This window comes from Bradyrhizobium sp., assembly GCF_049581145.1.
Lineage (GTDB): Bacteria > Pseudomonadota > Alphaproteobacteria > Rhizobiales > Xanthobacteraceae > Bradyrhizobium.
In genome coordinates, this window is record NZ_JBAURI010000467.1 from 1 (window position 1) to 3,443 (window position 3,443).

Sequence of the window (3,443 nt, forward strand, 5' to 3'; positions counted from 1 at the left end):
CAAATCGAAGACGTTCCTCCATTACCGAACTCGCTTTCCACGGCATCGACACCTCCCGCAGAACAAAAGCGGAAAGTGTTACCCATGTGTCCGGTACGTTTCGTTACCTATGTCTCGGGCCGCTCAACATCAATCCATCGGTGATTGACCACGCCCCGGCCGCCCCAGAAGCAAGCGCCGCGCGCTTTACGCGTTCTTTGGTTCCTTGATGCCGGCTTCCAGTTGGGCGGCCATATCGCGAAAGCGGTTCGCAAGATGCGTGAACATCGCGCGCTTCTTTGGGTCCGTCGCAAGCTTTGCGATCAGCTCGCAGTCGTCGGCTTCGACACGAAACAGATCAAGCTTGTCCCGAATATTCTGCATGGCGCGACCAGTTTGCACGCCGCCACAATGTTCTGAAAGTGACCCCGGCGCGAGCGCTTTATTTTTGAATTCTGCAGGAACGAATTTGGATTTTCGATCCGCGCATATTCCGGTCCTGCATTCGAGCTCATGCCGTATCGCGCGCTGGGGAGATGGCCCGGCGCGGTCTCCCACCGGCGTGCGCCGGGCCTGGCCCAGTCGGTGGGGCTGGATCCGAGCCGACCGGACGGTGGATCATGACGCGGATACCGCAGATTGCAAGGCTGATCGTTAACTGACCTAAGGTTCTTCGACCGGCTTGATCGCAGCAGGTCCTAATCCGGCACTGGAGATCTCATTGCGACCTACCGCTGCGCCGGCAGGGAACCAAATCCCGCCCCGTGACGTTTTTGAGCATGGTTCCAACGAGGGGTTTCAGGATGTTGCGAGGACTGGGGCAGGGATCGATGGCCGTCTTTTTGTTCTTGCTCGCCAGCTCGAGCGCGAGCGCCGGCGGAGCATCCGCTGTCGCGCACCGCGTCTCCTGCACCGTCGTTCGTTTCTATGTCGCCAAATATTCGGCGTCTGCCGCGGAGATGTGGGCGCGCAGCCATGGCGCCACCGATGCCGAGATCGAGACCGCCCGACATTGTCTCAAGGACATGCCCGCTCAAACCGTGCAGGCGGCGCAGTGGACCGCGCAGTGACTGGTCAGCGCCGGGGAGGATATTGATGTGGCAAAGAAGCCTGTTGTCCCGCCTATGGCAACGCAGCCGCTGAGCGACGGGCAAAACCAGCCAATCCCAATGGGTCCGTCGTCGGCCGGGACGCCGCGCAAAAATTCAAGCAAGACGCTGAAGATGAGATCCACCCGAGCCGCCATTGTGGACGGCAAAGCTGAAATCGTGCGGCGAGGCTCTCTGAAAAAGCAGCGCAGCCAGCTGGAGGCGATCAGGAAGCGTAAGGGCCGGTCATAAAGCCGGCAGCGCTAAAAGCCGTGCGTGGGATGTTGTCGGTCAGAACACCACGCCGATGCGCAATCCGCGCTTCCAGATGGCCCGGCAACGTTTTTTCGTGGTGCCGTAAAGCACCTCGAACCGTTCCGGAAGATCAACATATTTCTGCAGCTGCACGCAGGCGCCCCCGGCGGAGTAGTCGACCAGGATGCATTCGATCACCGGCGCTTTCGGCCCGGTGAAGATCTTGGCGACCTTGGATACTCTGCCGTCGGGCCGAAGGCGCTGATAAAGTCTCTTTTGATCATCCATGACAGTGCTTTTGCTCGATCGAAGACGTCGGCAGAACAATTTCGTTGCGACCTACCTGGCGCCCACATTTGCCCAGAAGATCACGCAAACGGGGTTTATTTTGTCGATCGAATTTTATCCTTCAACACGACGCTGAATTTTCTCCTAATGCGCAAAGCGTAGTTTCACGGGCTCGATTCCGCCCCGCAAAAGGGCCGCATTAACTCCCGGAAACCGGGAGCTTCACAACAGCGATGGGCGCAGGGGCCGGCTGATGCAGATCACGTCAAGGTCAGCGGTGCGACCGCTCGGATAGGGAGGCCGCAATTGCAATGCAGCCGGATTTCGCCGACTATAGGCGGCACCGTCGTCTTTTGTTGCAATGGAAACGACATGGAAACGCCAGTTGGTCACGAACGAAACGCCGACCAGATCGCTTATTGGAACGGTCCAGGTGGTCAGCGCTGGTCGAATCGGCAGGCCCAGCAGGACATCCTGCTCGCCCCGGTCTCGAACGTGCTGATCGAGCGTGCAGCGGCAAAGCCGGGCAATCGCATTCTCGATGTCGGCTGCGGCTGCGGAGCGACCTCGATCGCGCTGGCCGAGGGGGTCGCGCCATCGGGTTTCGTGCTCGGCGTCGACATCTCGGCGCCGATGTTGTCGCAGGCCCGGCTGCTCGCGCCGAAGGACGCGCCGCTCGATTTCGTGCTGGCTGACGCCACGGTCTATCCGTTCGATCCCGCAAGCTTCGATCTCCTGGTTTCGCGCTTTGGCGTGATGTTCTTCGCCGAACCTTCGGTGTCCTTTGCCAATCTGCGCCGGGCCCTGCGTCCCGAGGGGCGGCTGACCTTCGCCTGCTGGCGCGAGCCGCGCGACAATCCCTGGATGATGGCGCCGTTGCAGGCGGTCTACCAACACGTGCCGAGGCTGCCGCAGCTCGCGGCGGACGATCCGGGTCCGTTTGCCTTTGCGTCGGAGGAGCGCGTCAATCGCATCCTGAGCGAGGCCGGATTCAAGGGCGTGGCGATGGAGCGGGTTGATCTCTCGCTCGATATCGCGATCGGGCGCGGCCTCGAATTTGCGGTCGAAACCGCGTTGCAGATCGGACCAGCGAGCCGGGCGCTGGAGGGGCATCCCGACGAGGTGCGCGCTGCCGCCCGAGCTTCGGTCCGGGACATGCTGACGCCATTGGTGCGCGGCGAGAGCCTGCCGCTGGCGGGCTCGATCTGGATCGTGACCGCGCGCGCGTCCTGAGAGCAGCCCCTAAGCCCGCTCCTCCCAGATCATCGCGAGGTGCACGATGGTCTGCGCCGCCTTTTCCATGTCCTGGCGGCTGACCCATTCCAGCCGCGAGTGAAAGGCGTGTTCGCCGGCGAAAATGTTGGGGCAGGGCAGTCCCATGAATGACAGCCGCGACCCGTCGGTGCCGCCGCGAATCGCGCTTCGCACCGGCTGGAGCCCGGCGCGGCGGATCGCCTCGATCGCGTAGTCGACGATCTCGGGATGGCGATCGATCACCGCTTTCATGTTGCGGTACTGCGGCCTGATGTCCATCCGGTAGGTCGAGCGCGGAAAATCCTGCATCACCTCCTTGGTGATACGCTCGAGCAGCGCCTCTTTTTCCTTGAGGCCTTGTTCGGTGAAATCGCGCACGATGAAGCCGAGCGTGGCCCACTCCAGCGCGCCCTCGATCGCGATCGGATGCAGAAACCCCTGCCGGCCTTCGGTGGTCTCCGGCGAGCAGGTATCTTTCGGCAGGCGATCGACGATCGCGGATGCGATCTTGATCGCATGCTCCATCTTGCCCATGGCGAAGCCCGGATGGGTGCTGACTCCCTGAATGGTGATGACGGC

6 protein-coding genes are annotated in these 3,443 nt (G+C 61.8%); 3 read left to right on the plus strand and 3 right to left on the minus strand.

What is annotated here, in order from left to right; translation table 11 throughout:
• Positions 1 to 209, plus strand: a 209-nt coding sequence (locus WCB02_RS15400; protein WP_423959192.1) for a hypothetical protein, incomplete at its 5' end; no start/stop codon positions are given.
• Here the strand turns inward: WCB02_RS15400 and WCB02_RS15405 are convergent.
• Entirely contained in the window at positions 187 to 537 is a 351-nt protein-coding gene (locus WCB02_RS15405) for a hypothetical protein (protein WP_423959194.1), read from the minus strand. The genes WCB02_RS15400 and WCB02_RS15405 overlap by 23 nt on opposite strands.
• Positions 538 to 809: 272 nt before the next feature.
• On the opposite strand from WCB02_RS15405, the gene WCB02_RS15410 reads away from it, so the two are divergent.
• Entirely contained in the window at positions 810 to 1,049 is a 240-nt protein-coding gene (locus WCB02_RS15410) for a hypothetical protein (RefSeq protein ID WP_423959196.1), read from the plus strand.
• 309 nt (positions 1,050 to 1,358) lie between these two features.
• On the opposite strand, the gene WCB02_RS15415 is transcribed toward WCB02_RS15410, so the two are convergent.
• The gene (locus WCB02_RS15415) at positions 1,359 to 1,610 is read right to left on the minus strand and encodes a PilZ domain-containing protein (RefSeq protein ID WP_423959199.1); all 252 of its coding nucleotides are present in this window, start codon (positions 1,608 to 1,610) and stop codon (positions 1,359 to 1,361) included.
• Between the two features lie 372 nt (positions 1,611 to 1,982).
• On the opposite strand from WCB02_RS15415, the gene WCB02_RS15420 reads away from it, so the two are divergent.
• Positions 1,983 to 2,843: a class I SAM-dependent methyltransferase gene (locus tag WCB02_RS15420; protein ID WP_423959200.1), complete on the plus strand. Its 861-nt coding sequence runs from the start codon at positions 1,983 to 1,985 to the stop codon at positions 2,841 to 2,843.
• A 9-nt stretch (positions 2,844 to 2,852) separates the two neighbouring features.
• Here WCB02_RS15420 and WCB02_RS15425 read toward each other — a convergent pair.
• The coding region (locus WCB02_RS15425; protein WP_423959201.1) for a M20/M25/M40 family metallo-hydrolase at positions 2,853 to 3,443 on the minus strand (591 nt) is incomplete at its 5' end.

Excerpts from the sequence above, each read along its gene's own strand:
- WCB02_RS15415 (WP_423959199.1), bottom strand. The coding sequence starts at position 1,610 with ATGGATGATCAAAAGAGACTTTATCAGCGCCTTCGGCCCGACGGCAGA.
- WCB02_RS15410 (WP_423959196.1), top strand. The coding sequence starts at position 810 with ATGGCCGTCTTTTTGTTCTTGCTCGCCAGCTCGAGCGCGAGCGCCGGC.
- WCB02_RS15420 (WP_423959200.1), top strand. The coding sequence starts at position 1,983 with ATGGAAACGCCAGTTGGTCACGAACGAAACGCCGACCAGATCGCTTAT.